Genomic DNA, 18,317 nt, shown 5'->3' with positions numbered 1-18,317 from the left:
TTTTGTTTACGCTTTCAAATTATTGTTCACAGTATATTTTATTTTTAGAAAATTTAATAAATAGATTGATTTCATTTCGAATTTTTGTTAAATTGATAGGTAATTGAGCGTACTAACATATTACAAGTCAAGTAGAGGTGAGTTATGGTACAGTCCATTGATCGAGCAATAAGTATTATAAAGTTATTAAATTCTACTAATGAAAAAGAGTATTGGGCCATTTCTGATATAGCGGACAGAACACATCTCCCAGTTAGTACAGTACATAGACTACTTAACTCTCTAATCGAGCATGGGCTAGTTACGCAAATTTCAGAGACGAAACAGTACAAAATTGGACCAATGTGGATGGAAATAGGATTACGACAATTGGAGAAGGTAGACTACAGATCAGTCGCAAGAGAAGTAATGAAGCGATTGGCCTATGAAGTGGAAGAAAGTGTTTATTTGAACATTCCAAATGGAACACATTCTATTATTATTGAAAGAATTGATAGCCCTTTAAAAATTCGAGTTATCGATAACTTAGGGGAACAAATTCCACTTTCAATTGGTGCCGCAAATAAAACGATGTTAGCCAATATGAAACAGAATGAAATGGAATATATTGTTGAGCAGCTACTTTCTGCTTTACCAGAACAAAAGCAAATTCTTCTTGATCAAATAAAGCAAATAAGAAACGAAGGATATGCTGTCAGCTATGGAGAAAAAACAGAAGGGACAGCTTCAGTAGCTGCACCTATTATCGGATTTAATCATAAAGTAGTAGGAGCATTAAGTATTGGGTTAATTAGTCATCGCATTAATGATGATCGACTTTCTTTTCTTATTAGTAAGGTGAAACAAGCAGCTCATGAAATATCAATAAAAATCGGCAGTACATCAGAACTATAATTTTGATAACTGTCGTCATTTTTTATTCATATACCGGAATTCATTTTCATAATGCGGAAAAATAGGGGGATTTATATGTCAAAGTGGCAATCAAAAGAACAATTGATTCAATTATTAAGCAGTCTTGTTGAAATTCCTAGTATTACAGGTACAGAAGCTGAAGTGATATTGCCAGACTTCGTTGTGGAACAATTATCTGATTTACAGTACTTCAAAGAAAATCCGCACCATTTGCAAAAAAATCCGACGGGGGACGGACGATATTTTGTTACAGCACTAGTAAAGAAAAGCGATCGTACAAAAAATACCGTAATTCTAGTAAGTCACTTTGATGTTGTAGATGTACAAGATTACGGAGTGTGGAAAGAAGATGCATTCAATCCTAAAAAGTTAACTTCTATGTTTTATTCTCATAAAGATGAACTTCCAGATCATGTACGTGAAGATATAGAACATGGAGATTGGTTGTTTGGTAGAGGAACAATGGATATGAAATGCGGCCTCACGTTACAAATGGCAATGATTGAGCAAGCTTGTGAAGGAAGATTTGATGGGAATGTTCTTTTATTGGCTGTACCAGATGAAGAAGTAAACTCTGTAGGGATGAGAGCTGCTGTTCCAAGATTACTAGAGTTAGCAAGAGAACATAACTTGGAGTATAAAACGGTACTAAATTCAGAGCCTATGTTTTCGAGGCACCCTGGTGATCAAAAGAAATATATTTATACTGGTTCTATTGGTAAAGTGTTACCAGGTTTTCTTTGCTACGGAAAAGAGACACATGTAGGCGAACCTTTTGCAGGCTTAAATGGGAGTTATATGGCTTCATTAATAACAGCAGAATTAGAGTTAAATACAGACCTTTGTGACATTGTAGAAGGGGAAGCGAGTCCTCCGCCAACTAATTTACTTCAAAGGGACTTAAAGGAGGATTATTCTGTACAAATTCCGCATCGTGCAGTCACTTTATTTAATTTGTTTTTATTAGAAAAATCAATGACAGATGTGGTTTCATTACTGCGTCAAAAAGTAACAAAAGTAGCAGAGAAAATAGAAGAGTCGTATGAAAAACATGCATATCGTTTTTCTAAATATAATCCATTTATACCACCTAACCTCAAAGTAAATGTATTAACGTATGAAGAACTTATCGCTTATACAATTGAACAACATGGGCAAGAGAAAATAGATGAAATTCAATCTAGCATTATTAAAAATAGAGAAGATAAAGATGATCGTGCGGTAACGATTGATTTAGTAGATAAATTAGCCATCTTATGTAAAGAAAAGGCACCGATGATTGTACTTTTCTTTGCTCCGCCATACTATCCAGCTGTAAGTTCACGCAATAACCAGTTAATTAAAGAAGTAGTTGGAGAAATGGAAAAGTATGCACACTCCAATCATAATATTACATTTGAAAACCAAAACTATTTTGGAGGAATTTCAGATTTGAGCTATGTGGGCTTACAGAATCCATTATATTCAATGAGTTCACTTGTAGATAATATGCCATTATGGGATAAAGGTTACTCAATTCCACTTCAGGAATTAGAAGAGTTTGACGTTCCAGTATTAAATATGGGACCGGTAGGAAAAGATGCACATCAATGGACAGAACGTCTAGATGTAAATTATGCATTTGAAACGCTATTAGATATGTTACCGATTTGTATTGAAAAATTACTTGTTTCTAATAAAATTACACAAGTATAGTAGGGAAGGAATAAGTGAAATTATTTTAATATAATTAAAAGTTGAAACGGCCAAACTCAAGTATATATGCGTTTGGCCGTTTATCATGTAGTGAATTTCTAATTAACTTCATAGTTAACGTGATTTCTTATATAGTTTTACTTTTGCGTTTGACCAGATAGTTCAACAGACTTTTGTGTACAACGTTGCATAGCTGAAATGATAGCTGTTCGTAAACCTTTTTCCTCTAATGTAGCTACAGCTTCTATCGTTGTTCCGCCAGGAGAACAAACCATATCTTTCAATTCACCAGGATGTATTCCTGTTTCTAGTACCATTTTTGCAGAGCCTAATACAGCTTGAGCTGCGAATTTATATGCTTGATTTCTTGGCATGCCATCTAGTACAGCAGCATCTGCCATCGCTTCTATAATCATATATACGTATGCTGGTGAAGAACCACTTACAGATGTTACAACGTCCATTAATTTTTCACTTACAATCTCTGATTGACCAAAGCTATTGAAAATGTTTAGTACATCTTCTAAATCTTTTTCTGTCACCATTTTATTCGGGCATAATGCAGACATCCCTTCACCAACAAGAGCAGGTGTATTAGGCATTACTCGAACAATTTTTAACTTCTTATTAAAAGAATCCTCAGTACTTTTGATGCTTTTTCCAGCAGCAATCGTTATGATAATAACATCGCTTTTGATCACTTCTTTAATTTCGTTAATTACTGATGAGTATAAATCTGGTTTAATTGATAAAATTAAAATATCAGCATTTTTAGCGACTTCATTGTTGTTAGTAGTTGTAGTTATTCCGTACTTTTCACTAGCATTTTCTAAATTCGTCGTGTTTAAATCTGAACACATGATCTTATTTGAAGACACTATATTTTTATTTAGCATCCCGCCAATGATAGCCATCCCCATATTTCCGCATCCGATAAATCCAATTTGTTTGTCCATAGTTACTCAATCTTGCTCCTTTTATCATAAATTATATCAATTCGAAATTGCTATCTTAAAATAACAATAACATCTCCATGCAATATAAAGAAACATTCTAAGAGAATATATATCTTTTTGCAACAGTAAAAGATAAAAATCAATTATATTCGATATTCTGTAAATATATACACTATAATTTGAGGTTTTATATTTAAGTATATGTGTTAAACTTATATCGATTTGTATTTTCATTCATTAGGGCAATCATTTCATACAAGAGCTTGTCGCTCTATTTATTTTATAAAATACCTCTTGACACAAAAACAAACTATATCGCATAATATAAAAAAATTAGATTGAAAATCGTTGAAGGGAAATAGTACATATGTCTTCTTGCGAAAGAGAGTGGAATTCACCGGCTGAAAGATTCCTCGTATAGAATGTATCGAACCTATCCCTGAGTCTTAAATGAAAGTTTAAGCGTTCGCCTGCGTTATAGGCACCAAGTGGATATCTATGTATATCAATTAAGGTGGTACCGCGGAACAATGACCGTTTCGTCCTTTTTATTTTATTAAGGGCGAAGCGGTCATTTTTATTTTGCTCTTAAAAAGGCTAGGTGCAGCACTTATAAGAAAGCTGTATGAATAGAAGTGTAATGTATAAAAAACTTTAATTTTAGACTTGGGGGATAAAAAAGTGAAGAAACAGCGAATAGTTGTAAAGATTGGGAGCAGTTCTTTGGCGGATAGTCACGGAGGCATTTCTAAAGAACAACTTTCAGATCATGTTGCCGCATTGGCTCGATTGAAAGAGGAAGGGCATGAAGTTTTGCTAATTACATCTGGGGCCGTTGCTGCAGGTTTTTCTGCCCTAGGATATCCTAGCAGACCTGTAACAATTAAAGGAAAACAGGCTGCTGCGGCTGTCGGACAAAGTTTGTTAATGCAGGCGTACACGGAGGAATTCCGTAAATATGGTATTGTTACTGCGCAACTTTTGCTGACGAGAAGTGATTTTTCTAGAAAAGAACAATATAGTAACGCATACGCTACGTTAGGAGAGTTACTAAACCGTTCTGCTCTTCCAATTATTAATGAAAATGATTCCATCTCTTTAGAGGAGCTAACGTTCGGTGATAATGATATGCTATCAGCTTTAGTAAGCGGACTTGTTTCGGCGGATATGCTTATGATTTTTACAGATGTGAACGGTTTATATGATAAAAATCCTCAAAAAAATGAGGATGCGAAAAAATATTATTTCCTTCCTGAAGTTACAGAAGAAATCGCTTCTCTTGCTGGAGATGCTGGCTCAAAACTTGGGACTGGCGGTATGAAATCAAAAATTGATGCTGCAAAGACGGCGCTATCTCTTGGGGTAAGTGTATTTATCGGTACAGGATGTGGACAAGAGAAATTTGTTGATGTTTTAAAGGGGAAAGGTGACGGAACGTATGTCGGAAATGCCCCTCAAAAAGAAATGAAGATGAACAAGCAATGGATTGCCTTGCATTCGGTTGTTAGCGGTCAAATTGAAATAGACGCCGGAGCAACTACAGCTATCATTCAGCATGGTAAAAGTCTTCTTCCTGCTGGTGTTACAAATGTGTCAGGATTTTTCAAAGTTGGCGATGTTGTAGAAGTAATGACGCAACAAGGGCGCGTAATTGGAAAAGGACAATGCACATATAGCGCAGAGGAATTAAGAGAGATAAAAGGTATGCAAAGCCAACATATTCAAGCAAGAGGCGAAAGGCATAATTATGAAGTCATCCATAGGGATCATTGGGTTTCACTTTAAGAATATAGTTTTTTAACCTTAAAAAGGAGGAAATAAAAATGAATGAAGTGTTGGCAAAGGGGAAACGAGCAAAAGAGGTTGCTAGGGAACTTGTACTAAAATCTACAAATGAAAAAAACGAAGCACTTGCTATGGTTGCAAATCAATTAATAAATGAAACAGCTTATATTTTAGAGGAAAACAAACGAGATATAGAAGAAGGTAAGGCAAAAGGATTTTCTGATTCACTCCTTGATCGTCTTATGCTAACTGAAAATCGTATTATTGATATGACAGAGGGGATTAAGCAGCTAATTGAATTACGTGATCCTGTAGGAGAATGTGTAAGTGCATGGGAAAGGCCCAATGGATTATCTATTCAGGAGATGCGTGTACCACTTGGTGTTGTTGGCATGATTTATGAGGCAAGACCGAATGTAACAGTGGATGCTGCTACAATTTGTTTGAAAACAGGAAACGCAGTTATATTACGTGGTAGTTCTTCTGCTATTCATTCTAATAAAGCGATCGTTGCTGTTATTCACAGAGCGCTCAAACAAACGAGCTTACCTCAAGAAAGTGTACAGCTTATAGAAGATACAACGCGAGATAGCGCAAAGCAGTTGTTTACAATGAATGATTATCTAGACGTTCTTATTCCAAGAGGTGGCAAACAATTAATAGATACGGTAGTGAGAGAAGCGTCTGTTCCGGTACTTGAAACAGGTGCAGGAAATTGTCATATTTTCATTGATGAAACAGCGAATACGCAAATGGCAATTGATATCATTATAAATGCAAAAACGCAGCGACCATCTGTATGTAATGCCATTGAAACGATTGTACTTCATGAGAACTGGGCGCAGCAATATGGTAGCGAGTTGTTTTCTTCTTTGAAGGAAAGAGACGTGGAGCTACGTGGTGATCAAAAAGCATTGGCAATGGATTCTTCAATTGTACTTGCTTCAGAAGAAGACTGGGGGACAGAATTTTTATCTCTCACGCTAGCAGTTAAAATAGTTTCTTCTATAGAAGAAGCGATTCATCACATAAATACGTATGGATCTATGCATTCTGAAGCGATTATTTCAGAAAACGAGGAAAACGTCAGCAAATTTTTCACTTCTGTTGATGCGGCGGCACTTTATCATATGCATCAACTCGTTTTACTGATGGATCTGAATTCGGATTCGGCGCAGAAATTGGCATCAGTACACAAAAGCTACACGTAAGAGGACCAATGGGGCTTCCAGCATTAACTTCCACAAAATATGTGATTCGTGGAAATGGACAAATTCGAAAATAAAAATAAAAGACACTCAATTCGTTTGGGTGTCTTTTATTTTAAAAAGTATTTACCATACAAAAAGCCCAACAAGCATAGCGCTTAATAAGGAAACAGCCATTCCGCTCACAAGAAGCTTCCAAACATTTTTCCCGATGACTGATGATTTTTCGCCGCCAAATAATGAGTTGTAAGTTCCATAAATCATACCCACTGTACTAAAGTTAGCAAAAGAAGCTAGAAATGTCGTTGCAACCGCAACCGTATGTGGTTGTAAAGACTTTAAGTTTGATTTTAAATCCATCATCGCAACAAATTCATTCGTCGTTATTTTAATCCCCATTAATTCAGCTACATACATAGCGTCGCTGCCCGATAAACCGAGTAAAAAGGCGAAAGGACTAAAGATAATAGAGAAGATTTTTTGAATTGTTAAACCTGTTACGAAAAAGCTTAAAATCCCGTTTAAACATGCAGTTAATGCTACATAACCAATTACCATAGCTAAAATAACGATAACCATATTCATACCGACTAACATACTGTTTGAAATAGTAGAAAAGAAATCTTTCTTTTCATGTTTTGAAGGTGTGTAAACAACATCTTCTTCTTTCGAAACTTCCACAGGATTTAATACATTGGCTAAAATTAAGGCGTTAATACAGTTTAATGGGATTGCGCTGAAAATATATGTTGCTGGAACCATTGATAAATAAGCACCGAGAATAGATCCGCTGACGCTACTCATACTCATAATTCCAAAAGTCAGCAGACGATTTTCTTTTAAAACAGATAATTGATCACGAACAACAGCAAGCGCTTCGGTGTTTCCTAAAAACATCATTTGAATCGAAAAGAAGCTTTCTAACTTTGGTAAACGAGAAATCTTTGAAATAACTGCACCTACTTTATCAATAATCCAAGTTAAGATTCCGAAATAAGATAGAATATCGAAAAAAGTAATAACAAAGATGATAGGAAGTAATGCACTAAAGAAGAAATCAATGTGTGGACTGTCCATAGATGAAGGAAATGCAAATCGAATTCCTTCATTCGCACATGCCAGTAGCCAACTGAAAAAGGACGCTATTTGATTAATGATAATACTGCCTAGCTTTGTGCCTAACATAAACCACGTAATAAAAAGCTCCAATATGATGAGAATTACAATTGGTCTCCATTTTATATGTTTTTTATTAGGCGAACATAAGAAAACGATTAATATGACAACGAAAATCCCTAACATATTCAATATGAAATGCATAACAACAACTCCTTGAAGATTATTATTTGTATATAAAAAAGCTCCTATTCTTTTTAATTTAGAATGAATGTATTTTAAATTAAAATTTATTAATTCTAAAAATATAGAAGGATAAATTCGATGAAAATAGAATTTAATATATAGCAAACAAGGAGGGGATAAAAATGGAGGTCTATCACATAACGAGTAGAAAGAGGGAAACTTATAACGTTCAAGTGAAATATTCGATACTTTTCGAGTGTGCGCTTGGCATTGCAGCAATTACTCATAAGCGGTTAATTGATACTTTTGAAAAGAGTCAAAATGAATGGGAAGAAATGAAGCAATCATTAACAGAAGAAATTAGAGAGCACTTACAGTTTGTAGAAAAACATAATACGTGGAAAGCGTTACTTCAGTTGTTGTATGAAGAGGATTTTCAGGACTTAGCACAGTTTCATGGTAAAATCGATTCGCTTTCAGAAGTAGATTTGAAATATATATGTTTACCGTTTTTAGGGGAGAAGTATGAAGAGAAAAGACATTTAGCAGCAAGTGGAGATGTAACTGCAATATATGAACTAGAGGAGCTGACACAAGATCATCAGTTTTTCTCTACATATATTCGTTTTATATGTAATGTTGATGTACAAGTGCTGAAACCTCATTTAATCGCTGTAATGACAGGTTGGTATGAGAGTGTTATTCAGAAAGAGGAAGAAGAAATACTTTCTATATTAAAACGAGACTATGAAACAAAGGTTGAAATGAATAAAAAGATGAAACCAGAAGAGTTCGTCGAGTGGGCCACTGGTGGCGTGAACTATATGCCAGAACCAAGTGTTCATCACGTACTTCTTATTCCGCAAATGACGTACAGACCGTGGAATATTGAGGCTGATATTGAAGATACGAAAGTATTTCATTACCCAGTTGCAAACGAAAGTATCCATCCTGAAGATCCATATGAACCGAATTATTTTTTAGTTCAAAAGCATAAAGCTCTTGGAGATGAAGCGAGGTTACGTATTGTAAAAATGTTGTTCGAAAAAGAACGAACATTGCAGGAAATTACAGAAAGACTGCAACTTGGTAAATCGACTGTACACCACCATTTGAAATTGTTACGTGCAGCGAAGTTAGTGGATATACATGACGGAAAATATGTATTAAGAAAGAAAGCAGTACAGTCTTTAGCGAAAGAATTAGATATGTTTTTGAATAGATAATTAACACCGAGAATGTACATAAAGGGAGGAATATAAAAGAAAAGTTGGTGTATGAAATTGAAAAATATATTGAAAAATCGTTCGTTCTTTTTTATGTGGATTGGTAGTGCAATCTCTGAATTAGGAGGGGCTTTCGGAACGTTATGTAATTCAATTCTAGTATATGAGTTAACAGGATCAGAAATGGCTTTAAGTAGTATGTGGTTATTATATTTCATCCCATCACTCATATTGCAATTAATAAGTGGCCCATTTATTGATAAATGGAGCCGGAAGTGGATTATGATATTTTCACAATGGATACGAGCGTCTGTATTTTTATTACCTTTAGTGATGCTAGTTTCGGGTAGTATAGAAGTTTGGCACATTTATGTTGTTCAAATTGTAGTGGGACTTATTACACCACTTTATACACCTGCAAGTCAAGCAATTACACCGAGCATTGTAGGGAAAGAACAACTTCAAGATGCAAATGCGTACATTGATGGAATGACTCGCCTTATGATGTTTCTTGCACCAGTATTAGGCGGAGTAGTCATTCATTTCATTGGAACAGAACTTACATTATCTTTCGTATGTATATGTTTATTTGTTAGTGGCACTTTCTTATTTTATATAAAAGAAAATAGAATGTCGCAACCTATTCGGAAAACGTGGCTAGAACAATTTCTTCACGGTTTTACATATTTTTTCACAAAACCAATCATCGTTTGGCTCGGTATATTTCTAACTTTCGTTCAATTTGGAGTAGGAGTAACAATGGTAACAAACCTTCCTTATATAAAAGATGAGCTATCAGCGGGATATGCGGAATTTGGTTATTTTATGGCCGGATTCCCACTTGGCTATGTAGTTGGGTCTATATTAGTTGGTAAAGTAACATATAAAAGCCGACGTATACTTATGCTTGGAGGATTGTTTATAGGAGGACTCACATACATTTCTTTAGGGTTTAATCATAGTATCGTTATAGCGATAATAATTGAAGTAATAGCAGGCATTTGTATTTCATTTTTCAATGTTCATAACACGACGATATGCCAACAGTCAGTCCCGAATAAGATGATAGGACAAGTATTTTCAGTACGATTATTTTTCATACGATCCGCTATGCCGTTAGGTGTTTTATTAGGAGGCATACTAAGTGAAATGTTGGGAATAAGAGCACTATACTTTATTATCGGTACGATTATATGTGTTACTTCTTTAATAGGAATATTACTTCCGTATTTCAAATTTTTAGATGAGACAGTTGAAGAGAAAACAGCATAATTCAAATAATTATAACTTTTTAATTGAAAATAATTATCATAATCAATTATAATAGAAGAATACTAGTATTCGTAATAAAAAGAGGGAGTGGATTATATGTTTATTGAAACGAAAACATTTACAGTAAAAGAAGGTACATCAAATATAGTTGTAGAACGTTTCACTGGAGAAGGTATTATTGAAAAATTTGAAGGCTTTATCGACTTGAGTGTTCTTGTGAAAAAAGTAAGACGCGGAGACGAAGAAGTAGTCGTTATGATTCGCTGGGAATCTGAAGAAGCATGGAAAAACTGGGAAACAAGTGAAGAACACTTAGCTGGACATAGAGCGGGCCGTGGTAAACCAAAACCAGATCATATCATTAATGTGGATCACGCAGTTTATTATGTGAAGTCATCGAAAGCGGCTTATCAACAGTCGTAATATATATGTAAAGGTAGAGGATATTTGTTTAGTAATAAACAAATATCCTCTTTTTTGATTTATAGTAAAATATGGATGTGATAAATGTTTATTTGTAAATGGAGGTAAATGAAGTGAAAAGAATATTACTAATGACATCTTTGGCAACGATATTATTATCAGCGTGTAGTATTAATAATGTGAAAAAAGAAGTATTTAAGAATGAGGAAGAAAAACGTGAAAGCAGTGCAAAAATAGTAGAGCAGAAGGAGTATATCATTATTGATAAGAAACATAATGATATATTTCTAAAAGATGCTAGCTCAAATAAAGAAGACAGTGTGAAAGTAAGTTTAAATGATTTAAACTCAACAAAATGGAAGGCGCCTAAAAGAAACGGTATCCTAGATATAGGTGATCATATTTCTTTGGAAAAAGAAGAGGGTAAATATACACCTACATTAGTAAAAGATCTTGTTGGTGAAATAAAATATGATGGTACAATTAAATATAAAATTTTAGAAGCAACTAGTAAATCAGTAAAGTGGTTTCCGCTAAATAAAGAGAACAATGGAGGATATGTTCCGCCAGAGATGGTAAAAGTAGTGAACGCTTCGAAAATAAAAGCTGGAGATATTGTAACGATTCAAGATAAAACAAAAAGCAGTGAAGATGTAATTGTATATGAACTGACAATTGTTGAATAAGTATGTAGAAGATGAAAGATATAAGAGAAGTAAAATATATAGGTAACGAATAACTCCTTAATAATGTGTGTGGAGGTTACAAATGTTAGAAGCACAAATATTTAAACATGAACAACATAAAAAATTAGTGCAAACAATAGTAGCGGAAACCTTGTGTACGGAAAAGGTAAATGCATTCATGCTTATCGGATCTGTCGCAAGAGGTGACGCATATCCTGATTCGGATTTAGATTTCTATATACTTTTAAAAGAAGGACAAAAGAAGAAATTTCATTTTGAAACGAGAGAAGATATTTTAGTTGAATATAAGAGTGCGGATTTTAATCAAATTCAAGTAAACTTTAAAAACAATCCGATGGAACTATACTCATTTCTAGAAGGGAAAATTTTGTTTGATAAAAGCGGTGAGCTAAAAAAGTTAAAGGAAATAGCTACATATGAATTTGAAAACTATCGTGTTTCTAGCGACAAAATGAAGGGCATTTCTCATTGGTTGCATAGTTCGTTAATTAAAATTCAATCTGCTTTAAAAGCAAATGATGAGTTAAAAGCTTCATACATAGTTCAAACTTCAACTTGGACATTGTTAGAAGGGATTTGGGCTATTAATAATAAGCCAGTACCGCCAGCGGGATCTGTTTTAAGGTATATTCAAACTTTGCCGAATAAGCCAATTCATTTAGATGAGTTACTTAATCAACTATTTTTAGGAGATACAACAGAGCGCATTTCTTCAGCAATTGTCTTGATTGAGTGGGTTTTACACAATCTGAAAAATAAATAATGTGGCTATTTTGTATAGGTACATTAATATTTCACGTCGAATGGTTTATGTAATTACAGTCATAAAAAATGTTCTAGGCTATGGAGAAAAGTATTAGACTATAAAGCATAGTCCTAGACAGAACGCTTGAATATGTTACCTTACATATTTAAGTGTTATGAAAATGAGTCTACATACCCTCTGCTTAAAAGGAGATGAGTGAATGAAGTTAAATCATTTGAATCTATGTGTAGATGATTTATCGGAAGCGAGACATTTCTTTGAAACATTTTTCGATTTTCAATTTTTGGAGCAAAAGGGAAAGGCACTAGTAGTGATGAGTGATGAAAGTGGATTTATACTTGTGCTAAGCGATCCAAAAGCATTTAAGGGAAATAAGGAAGTTACGTATCCTGAAGCGTTTCATATTGGTTTTTTAGTAGATACTTCAAATGAAGTTGATCAAGCATATAATCGTTTAGTAGCTGGTGGCATTGAAATAGACAAGGAACCGTATACGATGAGAGGTAGTAGTTATGGTTTTTATTTTTCAATGTTTAATGGGTTATTAATTGAAGTGTCCTGCCTTGACTATAAAGATAGTAAGAAAGTTCAATAGCAATTAACAAGAGTAATTGTTTGAAGATGCAAATATAGCCCCTTATCCAGTTTGGAAAGGGGCTTGATTATTTTGTTTGTTTTTTAGGCGTATAAAAGGTAAACAAACAAGTGGGTTTTAGTCAGGAATATGACTTGTGAGAAAGCTTCTTTTTTAATCTATCTGAATTTCAAATTCAAGCACAGTTTGATCTTTCCTAAATGGCATATTGAGTTCTGTAAATCGTAAGCTTATTCCAGACAAATTATCAGGAAGGGCAGGAGATACAACGAATTGATAATTCATATGTCCATCAGTACCGCCACCACCTTTTGGCCAGCAGTCATATGTATCATCTATGGATAATTGGAAGAAACTATGAGGCTTATTTTCTTTAAAAGCTTCATTCGTGGAATCCCAATCGCTATATAAATAAACAACACTAGCATTTGCATATTGCCGAATAAAAGTTACGGTATACATGATGTCTTTATGTTCATAAGCTTTAAAAACAGGTATATGTTTTTTAAAATTAGTTGGTTCAACGCGAGGTTTAAATTCTGCTTCGTCCATCATGGAAGAGAATAATGAATTTAGATAGTCTGGATAAAATCCGTATTGCTTTGCCCATTTATAAATCGCTTCATCATGAGGAAAACCTGGGTTACCACCTGAAAGTTCTTTTCGTTCTTTTAATAGTGCACAAATTTTTTCATCGATAGTATATAATCTTTCATCGTAATAATCAGTAGGGCGTTCAAAAGACATTCTTCGCATAATAATTCCTCCTTTTCTTTATTTTAACAAAAAAGAAATAACCATACATTTTTAAGTGTAAAAATTAATTGAAAAACTAAAACCATTCGTAAATCAAGTATTATAGATTTAAAATGAAGTTTCATAACAAGGTCTATTTTGCAGAGGAATTGCTTATGCATAAAAAACAATAATGTATGTTGATGCAAGAAAATCTAGAGAATCCAGCATGTTTCCCATATGGTACAGTACGAAACTATTATAAGTAGTACAGTGATATAAATAGGAGGTTACCGCTATGACATCTATATTTAAAAATATGGCGTTCCAGTTGAAAACGGAACGACTCGACCTGAATATGTGGGAGGAATCTGATGCAGTCTGGCTGAGAAAATTAATTGGTGAACGTGGTGTGGACATGCCAACCATTGAATCTGTTCGTAGCTCTCTTATCGAAATGCGTAAGAAAGCAACTGAAAATGGTATTTCTCTTCTTACTATACGTAGGCGAGAAGAAGGCGATTTCATCGGATACTGTGGCTTAATCATAGGTCGTTCCACGCTTGAAGAGCCAGAGATTGCATATGAGTTGTTCCGAAGTGCTCATCGCATGGGTTATGCGACAGAGGCAGCATCAGCAGTACTTGAGGCTGCGATTGCTACGGGTCGCCATAGACTTTGGTCTACTGTAGGCGCTTGGAATACTGCGTCTTTCCGGGTATTAGAGAAGATAGGATTTAAGCGACATCACAGTACGTTTGGCGAACGCGGTGAGATTGTTTGGAACGTACGCGATCTGTAGAAATCTAATTAGAGTCAGAACAATTAAAAATATAAAAGAAAGCCCATATGTTACATATGGGCTTTTCCTTATAGTAAATATTGATTTTGTATTTATTAAGTGTAATAGACTATCTATTACGTTAGTTTTTTACATCATCATATAATTCCAGCGCCTCTTTCACATTCAATCCATTCTTCACAATACCATGTATTGCTTGAATCATTGCAGCTGGATGTTCAGATTGCCATATGTTACGGCCCATGTCTACGCCGATTGCACCTTCTTGCAGTGCATTGTACGTAATGTTTAATGCGTCTTCAATTGAATCAAGTTTTGGGCCGCCCGCGATGACGACTGGGGCAGGGCATGTGCTCGTTATTTTTTCGAATCCTTCGCAGTAATACGTTTTAATAATGTCAGCACCCATTTCGACGCATACACGGGAAGCAAGTGCTAGAAAGCGAGCTTCACGTTTTTGTAGTTCTTTTGCAACTGCGGTAATGCCGAGTACTGGCAGGCCGTAATCGTGAGCTTCTGAAACTACATTTGCGAGATTCGAAACTGTTTGTGTTTCATAGTCTGAACCGACGAAAACAGACACACCTACGCCAATCGCGTTTTGTTTTACTGCTTCTTTTACAGGGGTAACAATAGTTTCATTTGCTAAGTCTTTACCGACGACAGTAGCCCCGCCAGATACACGCATAACCATCGGAGTGCTGCAGTTTTCAGGAATGCAGGAGCTAAGTACACCACGCGTTAAAAAGAGAGAATCCGTATAAGGAAGTAAGTTTTTAACTGTTTCAAGTGGCTGTTCAAGCCCATGAATTGGTCCTAAAAAGTAGCCGTGATCTATCGCTAACATTACCGCTCTGCCATCAGGTAAAATAGTATTTAATCGATTTTTAAATCCCCAAGTCATTTAAAATCACTCCTTCGTTAATGTTGGATTTTCCGTTTGTACAGTATCTTTATTTGGTAAATGTGGTGACTTAATAAAAATAGCTTTAAAAGGTTTGTCAGAATGGTTGATAAGATAGTGAGATTCATGAGGACGAACTTGCAGGACATCACCTTGTTTAATTGGAACTCTTTCGTTATTCACATAGAAATCTATTTCACCTTCTAATGCATAGAAGACTTCTTCGCACGTAGTATGATAATGGTTTTGAAACTCCTGGCCCGGTTGAATGACAACAAGGCCAAGGTCAATATTTGGACCTTGTATTAAATATTTCGGCCCGTTATCACCGAAGCGATAGGAGAAGTCATTTTCATTCGCTTTTAACATACAGTTCACTCCTTTATGTAATGTGTTACAGTGCACCAGGCGCAATCCACATATGTGAGGTGAGCCCTTTATCAGCTAAAGCGAGCTGACTGTCATATACAGTTTTCCATGTTTCATAGAACTCTTTATATAGTTCGTGATTTTCAGTAATTGGTTCGAATGTTTGCTCCCACTGTACAAACTCTTCGGCAGTTTCTTCCATAGATGAATATATGCCAGCACCAACTCCAGCAGCAATCGCAGTTCCTAAAGCAGCTGCTTCTTTCACAATAGGTACTTTTACAGGAATACCAAGGACATCTGATAAAATTTGTGGCCATAGTTTTCCTTTAGCGGCACCGCCAGCAAAAATAACTTCAGAAGGGAATGTCCCTGTGAGATTTTCTATTAATTTTAAGTTGCCTAGTGTTACGAAGGCTGCATTTTCTTCAATAGCACGGAACAGTTCTTTTTTTCCGCATTTGTCAGCATCTAAACTTAAATTTAAAAAAGAAGGTGCGGCATGACGCCAAGAAATGTAGTTCATAACGTTTGAAAAAGTAGGGATAATGCCATGTGAACCGACAGGTACGTCTTTGGCTTGTTCTTCTAGTAATTCATAAGCATCTACACCGAGTTTGTCAGCAAGTTTCTTTTCCTCTTGGCAAAAAGCGTCTCGAAACCAGCGCATAACGAGGCCTGGGAAAAAGGCAATCGTTTCATATTGCCATAGGTTCGGAACGACGTGACAATTTACTCGAATCGCAGCATGTGGATCTGTTATTGGCTCAGTAACATTCACTTCTTGTTGCCAAAAGCTACCCCCGCATATTAAGGTTTGATTTGGTTTCACAACTCCAGTTCCGAGCGATGCCATTTGAGCATCTCCGCCCCCGGCTACAATAGGAATTCCTTCACGTAATCCAGTTAATGCTGCACACTCTTTTGTAACGTTGCCAATTACTGTACCAGCTTCATTTACTGTTGGTGAAAATGGCAAAGATAGACCGCACTCCTTAGCGACATCGTTATCCCACACTCTATTTTGCAAGTCAAAAATACCTGACGTGCATCCGTTTGAGGGATCAATTTGCAGTACGCCGCTTAATTTATACAAAATCCAATCATTTAACATCGAAAAGGATTGAATATTGTTGTAGATGTTTGGTTCATGTTTTTTAATCCAAAGTAGACGTGGTAAAGCACCTAATGAAAAAGTTTGCCCAGATTTTCTGTATAAATCTTCTTCAAGATGTGAGCGGATTTCTTTTAGCTCACTAACTTCAGCGGATGCACGGCCATCAACATTTGCACATGCCCATATTTCTTGCCCATCTTGATCATATAAAACAAATCCTTCCCGCATACTTGTAGCGCTAATAGCAAGAATAGAAGAGGCAGGGGTATTGCTTTTTTGAAGAACCTCTTTCGTGCATTCTTGTACTAGCTTCCAATTTTCTATTACATCAAAGTTCATAGAGCCTGGATAACGAGGGTCAGATTTGTGAATCCATTCTTTTTGACTTACTGCAGTTTGATTACCATGTAAATCAAAAAGAACTGCTCGAATGCTTCCTGTACCAGCATCGAAAGCTAATAAATGGGACATGAACAATCACCATCCTTTCGTAATAAGGAGAGGGCAGTCTCCTCATCGGTAATTAATGTATGAATAAACTTTCCTTTTAAGGCACCATAAATTGCATCTATCTTTTCTGTACCTCCAGCAACACCGACGACATGATTCATATTGCGCAAAATAGAGAGAGGCGTGCCAATTAGACGATTGTGATGCGAGAGCTCTAATAAATCGCCATTTGTATTATAAAACTGTCCTAAAATATCGCCTACGCCGTTTTGACTACGAATATATGTCATCTCACGTAGTGTTAATTTTTCTTCTTTTACAATCGTAGCGTCTTGAGATAATCCTCCAATACCGACAACAGCCGTATGCGCAAGTGAAGCGACATGAAGCATATCTTTTACACTCGGTTCTGATAGAATACTTTGTGCCATTTCGGTTGTAGACGCTAGAAACGGGGTAGGGATAATGTGAAGATCGCCTTGCATGTAATGTAAATAGTTTTGTTTTCTCGGGAGATAGTGATTTACTCCGCCTGTTAACGTTACGATTGAGAGATTAATAGCACTTTCGAAATGAATGTTTTCTAGCATTTTGCTAATGGTTTCTCCCCAGCCAATACCGAGTAAACCTCCTTGCTGAAGCTGAGTTTCTAAATATTGTGCAGCAGCTTTTCCGAGAGAAGCGTGATAATTGTTTACTGGGGTAGGGATAATAAAAGCATCTTTTAAGTGGAATTTTTTCATTAAGTCACGCTCAATACTTAAACAGTGCAAACCAGTCCCTTTTACGTGAAATGTAACGATACCTTCACTCCGCGCCTTATCTAATAACCGGACGACTTTATTTCTTGAAATATGAAGAAGTGAAGCGATCTCCTGTTGTGTTAATTGGTCTTTATAATAGTACCAAGCTACTTTCGTTAATAAATTCTCTTCAAAGTTCAGCTGAGTCATACTCTTCATCCCTTTCAACAATTGACCACAGCTTAAACATATGTGCCATATATTTTGTTTATTCCAGTTGAAACGATTAATAGTACGTAGAAAAAAGTGTTCTAGATATAAAAAAAGGAATATACAATGCTACAAAA

Annotated in this window: 17 protein-coding genes, 1 pseudogene and 1 other annotated feature; of the genes and pseudogenes, 11 read left to right on the top strand and 7 right to left on the bottom strand. The window is 35.5% G+C overall.

Annotated elements, in window-relative coordinates:
• The first annotated feature begins 144 nt into the window (after positions 1-144).
• Positions 145-894, top strand: a complete 750-nt coding sequence (locus EKQ63_RS15845; RefSeq protein ID WP_087953304.1) for an IclR family transcriptional regulator — start codon at positions 145-147, stop codon at positions 892-894.
• Positions 895-969: 75 nt separating this feature from the next.
• Entirely contained in the window at positions 970-2,610 is a 1,641-nt protein-coding gene (locus tag EKQ63_RS15840; RefSeq protein ID WP_143881244.1) for a M20/M25/M40 family metallo-hydrolase, read from the top strand.
• A gap of 137 nt (positions 2,611-2,747) precedes the next feature.
• Here EKQ63_RS15840 and proC read toward each other — a convergent pair whose 3' ends face one another.
• Entirely contained in the window at positions 2,748-3,566 is an 819-nt protein-coding gene (gene proC / locus EKQ63_RS15835) for a pyrroline-5-carboxylate reductase (RefSeq protein WP_143881243.1), read from the bottom strand.
• Between the two features lie 339 nt (positions 3,567-3,905).
• Positions 3,906-4,116, top strand: a binding site (T-box leader).
• A gap of 131 nt (positions 4,117-4,247) precedes the next feature.
• Between proC and proB the strand changes: the two genes are divergently transcribed.
• Together proB and EKQ63_RS15825 are read left to right on the top strand one after the other, a co-directional pair.
• A complete protein-coding gene (gene proB / locus EKQ63_RS15830; RefSeq protein WP_087953308.1) occupies positions 4,248-5,351 on the top strand; it encodes a glutamate 5-kinase in 1,104 nt (367 codons plus the stop codon).
• Positions 5,352-5,389: 38 nt separating this feature from the next.
• Positions 5,390-6,636 (top strand): annotated as a pseudogene (locus tag EKQ63_RS15825) (glutamate-5-semialdehyde dehydrogenase).
• Positions 6,637-6,685: 49 nt separating this feature from the next.
• Here EKQ63_RS15825 and EKQ63_RS15820 read toward each other — a convergent pair.
• A complete protein-coding gene (locus tag EKQ63_RS15820) occupies positions 6,686-7,879 on the bottom strand; it encodes a NupC/NupG family nucleoside CNT transporter (protein WP_087953310.1) in 1,194 nt (397 codons plus the stop codon).
• A gap of 164 nt (positions 7,880-8,043) precedes the next feature.
• On the opposite strand from EKQ63_RS15820, the gene EKQ63_RS15815 reads away from it, so the two are divergent.
• The 6 genes from EKQ63_RS15815 to EKQ63_RS15790 all read left to right on the top strand — a co-directional run bounded on the left by EKQ63_RS15815 (position 8,044) and on the right by EKQ63_RS15790 (position 12,850).
• Positions 8,044-9,087: an ArsR/SmtB family transcription factor gene (locus EKQ63_RS15815; RefSeq protein ID WP_087953311.1), complete on the top strand. Its 1,044-nt coding sequence runs from the start codon at positions 8,044-8,046 to the stop codon at positions 9,085-9,087.
• Between the two features lie 51 nt (positions 9,088-9,138).
• Complete coding sequence (locus EKQ63_RS15810) at positions 9,139-10,359, top strand: MFS transporter (RefSeq protein WP_087953312.1); 1,221 nt, start codon at positions 9,139-9,141, stop codon at positions 10,357-10,359.
• A gap of 96 nt (positions 10,360-10,455) precedes the next feature.
• Entirely contained in the window at positions 10,456-10,782 is a 327-nt protein-coding gene (gene hmoA / locus EKQ63_RS15805; RefSeq protein ID WP_000469496.1) for a heme-degrading monooxygenase HmoA, read from the top strand.
• Positions 10,783-10,880: 98 nt separating this feature from the next.
• Complete coding sequence (locus tag EKQ63_RS15800; RefSeq protein WP_103627374.1) at positions 10,881-11,468, top strand: hypothetical protein; 588 nt, start codon at positions 10,881-10,883, stop codon at positions 11,466-11,468.
• 82 nt (positions 11,469-11,550) lie between these two features.
• Positions 11,551-12,252 (top strand): nucleotidyltransferase domain-containing protein, encoded by a 702-nt coding sequence (locus EKQ63_RS15795; RefSeq protein ID WP_087953315.1) that lies wholly within the window; start codon positions 11,551-11,553, stop codon positions 12,250-12,252.
• A gap of 202 nt (positions 12,253-12,454) precedes the next feature.
• Positions 12,455-12,850, top strand: coding sequence for a VOC family protein (locus tag EKQ63_RS15790; RefSeq protein WP_088328209.1), 396 nt, complete (start codon positions 12,455-12,457; stop codon positions 12,848-12,850).
• A 153-nt stretch (positions 12,851-13,003) separates the two neighbouring features.
• Here EKQ63_RS15790 and EKQ63_RS15785 read toward each other — a convergent pair whose 3' ends face one another.
• Positions 13,004-13,606 (bottom strand): hypothetical protein, encoded by a 603-nt coding sequence (locus EKQ63_RS15785; protein WP_143881242.1) that lies wholly within the window; start codon positions 13,604-13,606, stop codon positions 13,004-13,006.
• A gap of 277 nt (positions 13,607-13,883) precedes the next feature.
• Between EKQ63_RS15785 and EKQ63_RS15780 the strand changes: the two genes are divergently transcribed.
• Complete coding sequence (locus tag EKQ63_RS15780) at positions 13,884-14,387, top strand: GNAT family N-acetyltransferase (protein ID WP_087953318.1); 504 nt, start codon at positions 13,884-13,886, stop codon at positions 14,385-14,387.
• Between the two features lie 121 nt (positions 14,388-14,508).
• Here the strand turns inward: EKQ63_RS15780 and lsrF are convergent, their stop codons facing one another.
• The 4 genes from lsrF to EKQ63_RS15760 are packed head-to-tail and all read right to left on the bottom strand — an operon-like array spanning position 14,509 to position 18,180.
• On the bottom strand, positions 14,509-15,291 hold the full coding sequence (gene lsrF / locus EKQ63_RS15775) for a 3-hydroxy-5-phosphonooxypentane-2,4-dione thiolase (RefSeq protein ID WP_000219772.1): 783 nt from the start codon (positions 15,289-15,291) through the stop codon (positions 14,509-14,511).
• A 6-nt stretch (positions 15,292-15,297) separates the two neighbouring features.
• Positions 15,298-15,660, bottom strand: a complete 363-nt coding sequence (locus EKQ63_RS15770) for a cupin domain-containing protein (protein ID WP_048555031.1) — start codon at positions 15,658-15,660, stop codon at positions 15,298-15,300.
• Positions 15,661-15,685: 25 nt separating this feature from the next.
• Positions 15,686-17,248 carry an autoinducer-2 kinase gene (lsrK, locus tag EKQ63_RS15765; RefSeq protein ID WP_140421331.1) on the bottom strand — a complete coding sequence of 521 codons (1,563 nt, stop codon included), beginning with the start codon at positions 17,246-17,248 and terminating at the stop codon, positions 15,686-15,688.
• Positions 17,233-18,180, bottom strand: a complete 948-nt coding sequence (locus tag EKQ63_RS15760; RefSeq protein WP_088328211.1) for a sugar-binding transcriptional regulator — start codon at positions 18,178-18,180, stop codon at positions 17,233-17,235. Before EKQ63_RS15760 ends, lsrK begins: the two co-directional genes overlap by 16 nt.
• Positions 18,181-18,317: the final 137 nt, after the last annotated feature.

The organism is Bacillus sp. BD59S (genome assembly GCF_007363175.1).
GTDB lineage: Bacteria > Bacillota > Bacilli > Bacillales > Bacillaceae_G > Bacillus_A > Bacillus_A pacificus.
The sequence above is the reverse complement of the archived record's forward strand: the minus strand, read 5'-3'. Positions and strand labels throughout refer to the sequence as shown.

Bases quoted from the DNA above. Each gene is read 5' to 3' on its own strand.
- EKQ63_RS15845 (WP_087953304.1), top strand. From the start codon at position 145: ATGGTACAGTCCATTGATCGAGCAATAAGTATTATAAAGTTATTAAAT.
- EKQ63_RS15840 (WP_143881244.1), top strand. From the start codon at position 970: ATGTCAAAGTGGCAATCAAAAGAACAATTGATTCAATTATTAAGCAGT.
- proC (WP_143881243.1), bottom strand. From the start codon at position 3,566: ATGGACAAACAAATTGGATTTATCGGATGCGGAAATATGGGGATGGCT.
- EKQ63_RS15820 (WP_087953310.1), bottom strand. From the start codon at position 7,879: ATGCATTTCATATTGAATATGTTAGGGATTTTCGTTGTCATATTAATC.
- EKQ63_RS15815 (WP_087953311.1), top strand. From the start codon at position 8,044: ATGGAGGTCTATCACATAACGAGTAGAAAGAGGGAAACTTATAACGTT.
- EKQ63_RS15810 (WP_087953312.1), top strand. From the start codon at position 9,139: ATGAAATTGAAAAATATATTGAAAAATCGTTCGTTCTTTTTTATGTGG.
- hmoA (WP_000469496.1), top strand. From the start codon at position 10,456: ATGTTTATTGAAACGAAAACATTTACAGTAAAAGAAGGTACATCAAAT.
- EKQ63_RS15800 (WP_103627374.1), top strand. From the start codon at position 10,881: ATGGAGGTAAATGAAGTGAAAAGAATATTACTAATGACATCTTTGGCA.
- EKQ63_RS15795 (WP_087953315.1), top strand. From the start codon at position 11,551: ATGTTAGAAGCACAAATATTTAAACATGAACAACATAAAAAATTAGTG.
- EKQ63_RS15790 (WP_088328209.1), top strand. From the start codon at position 12,455: ATGAAGTTAAATCATTTGAATCTATGTGTAGATGATTTATCGGAAGCG.
- EKQ63_RS15785 (WP_143881242.1), bottom strand. From the start codon at position 13,606: ATGCGAAGAATGTCTTTTGAACGCCCTACTGATTATTACGATGAAAGA.
- EKQ63_RS15780 (WP_087953318.1), top strand. From the start codon at position 13,884: ATGACATCTATATTTAAAAATATGGCGTTCCAGTTGAAAACGGAACGA.
- lsrF (WP_000219772.1), bottom strand. From the start codon at position 15,291: ATGACTTGGGGATTTAAAAATCGATTAAATACTATTTTACCTGATGGC.
- EKQ63_RS15770 (WP_048555031.1), bottom strand. From the start codon at position 15,660: ATGTTAAAAGCGAATGAAAATGACTTCTCCTATCGCTTCGGTGATAAC.
- lsrK (WP_140421331.1), bottom strand. From the start codon at position 17,248: ATGTCCCATTTATTAGCTTTCGATGCTGGTACAGGAAGCATTCGAGCA.
- EKQ63_RS15760 (WP_088328211.1), bottom strand. From the start codon at position 18,180: ATGACTCAGCTGAACTTTGAAGAGAATTTATTAACGAAAGTAGCTTGG.